3 protein-coding genes are annotated in these 2053 nt (G+C 72.8%); 2 read left to right on the top strand and 1 reads right to left on the bottom strand.

The genetic code is table 11. The features are described from left to right. The coding region (locus ACFFNX_RS48525; RefSeq protein WP_378213217.1) for a hypothetical protein at positions 1-468 on the top strand (468 nt) is incomplete at its 5' end. Here ACFFNX_RS48525 and ACFFNX_RS48520 read toward each other — a convergent pair. Next, the gene (locus ACFFNX_RS48520) at positions 444-1652 is read right to left on the bottom strand and encodes an FAD-dependent monooxygenase (protein ID WP_378213215.1); all 1209 of its coding nucleotides are present in this window, start codon (positions 1650-1652) and stop codon (positions 444-446) included. The genes ACFFNX_RS48525 and ACFFNX_RS48520 overlap by 25 nt on opposite strands. A 179-nt stretch (positions 1653-1831) precedes the next feature. Here ACFFNX_RS48520 and ACFFNX_RS48515 point away from each other — a divergent pair. Then, positions 1832-2053, top strand: a 222-nt coding sequence (locus ACFFNX_RS48515) for a GntR family transcriptional regulator (protein ID WP_378213214.1), incomplete at its 3' end; no start/stop codon positions are given.

Genomic DNA, 2053 nt, shown 5'->3' with positions numbered 1-2053 from the left:
AGGAGCAGGGCCGCCTCCTCGTGGCGACCGCGGGCCACCGCGCACCGCGCGAGCGACTCCACGCACCGGATGCCGCCAGCCCCCGGCGAGGCGTACGGCGTGGCCGAGGGCTACGGCGCGGAGATGGGGCGCGGCGCCGCGGTCGACCTGGCGCTGGGGCAATCGTCCGTACCCCGGTCCCCTCCCGTCGGCGGTCAGCTCGGCCACCGCGCGCTGTTCGTCGCCGAGCAGGTCGCCTCGGCGTTGTTCCCCCAGTCCCCGTACCGTCCAGTCCCACGTGAGCGCCATCCTCCGCAAACCGGGGTTCACCGGCCGGGCCGAGATCGCGGCGTGGGTGGTCGAGCAGCGGAGAAGGCACGGACCCGCGTTCCCGACCGGACGCTCGCCGCCTTGTTCGTGCTCCGTCAACGGGCGGGGCGCGGCCGTGAAGGGTCCGGCCGGTCCTACCGCACGGCGAGCGGCCGATAGTCGGGCAGGGTGATGTTCCCCGCCTTGGCGAACTGCGCGGCGAGCAGTGAGCGCATCGGCCACCGGGTCATCGAGCGCATCGAGGCGGCCCGCATGCGGATGGCCAGGGCACTCGACGGCGCGAACCCCGAGGCGCCGCCCGGGGGCAGCTTCTGCGCCTCGGTGACGTACGGGCGCATGATCTCGTCGTAACGCGCGAACGCGGCCCGGTGGTCGCCGGTCGTGGTCAGTTCGCCGGCCAGCACGTACGCGCCGACCAGGGCCAGGCTGGTGCCGAGCCCGGTGAGCGGCGTCGGGCAGTGGCCGGCGTCGCCGATGAGCGCCACCCGCCCGCGCGACCAGCCGTCCAGGTGCACCTGGCCCATCGGCTCGAAGAAGAAGTCCGGCGCGGTCTCCATCGCGCGCAGCAGCCGCGGCACCTCCCAGCCCGTGACGCTCTCGAAGCGGCTCGCCACCAGGGCCCGCTGCGCGCCGACGTCGCGGCGGTCGTACGCGAGCGGCGGAGACCGGAAGGCGAGCGCGGCCTTGATCTCGCCGGGGAGCCGACCCGGGCGTGCGGACGCGACGAGCCCGCCCGGCGCGTTGAACATCTGGAACCAGCCACGGAGGTCCAGGTCGCCGTTCATGGTGAACCAGGCGTTGTAGACGTTCAGCGGGCGGACGCAGTCCGACTCGGGGCCGAAGGCCAGCGCGCGCACCACGGAGTGCATGCCGTCCGCGCCGACGACCAGCCCGAACCTGCGCGGGGCCGCCTTCTCGAACGTCACGGTCACACCGTCGTCGTCCTGGTCGAGGCCGGTGATCGTGTCGTCGAAGACGTACTCGGTGTCCGGCAGCGTCGCCTCGTACAGCACGCGGGCCAGGTCGCCGCGGAGGATCTCGATCTCGGAGATGATCCCCTCACCGCCGAAGGCGTCGACCGTCATGGTCGCCTTGATCCGGCCCCTGGCGTCGACGATCGCCATGCCCTCCTGGTCGACGGCCACCGCACGCGCCCGGTCCATCAGGCCCATGCGGGTGACCACCTCACGGCCGGCGCCGCGCAGGTCCACGGTCTGCCCTCCCGGCCGGGGGGCCGGGGCGCGTTCGACGACCGTGACCGTGCAGCCCGCCGCGCGTAGCCAGTACGCCAGAGCCGCTCCGGCGATACCGGCGCCGGAAACAAGTATCTCGGTGTTTCGCATGACCGGAATGTACGGCGTACATATGCTGCACTGCAAGCGCGTTGACCAGCAGAATCCCAATTAGTGCACTAGTGCTCTAGCGGCATCGCGTGCCCGGGACGAGGCGGTCACGGACGTCGGCGCAGCGTGGCGGCTAGGGTGGTCCGCGCCGCAGGTGCACTAGTGCGGAGGTGGTTCCGGTGGAAGAAGGAGCTTCACGTTCCGGCCAGATCGTGGCCGAACTGCGGCACCGGATCGTGACGGGCGAGCTGGCGCCGGGCGACCGGGTGCCCTCCACCCGGGAGATCGTCCGGCGGTGGGGCGTCGCCATGGCGACCGCCACGAAAGTGCTCACGCGGCTCCGGCAGGACGGCCTGGTGCGCGCGGTTCCGGGCGTCGGCACGTTCGTGGCGACCGGCGCG

Origin of the sequence: Actinoallomurus acaciae, assembly GCF_042429965.1 — a bacterium.
Classification (GTDB): domain Bacteria; phylum Actinomycetota; class Actinomycetes; order Streptosporangiales; family Streptosporangiaceae; genus Actinoallomurus; species Actinoallomurus acaciae.
This window is presented reverse-complemented; position numbering and strand designations above follow the sequence as displayed.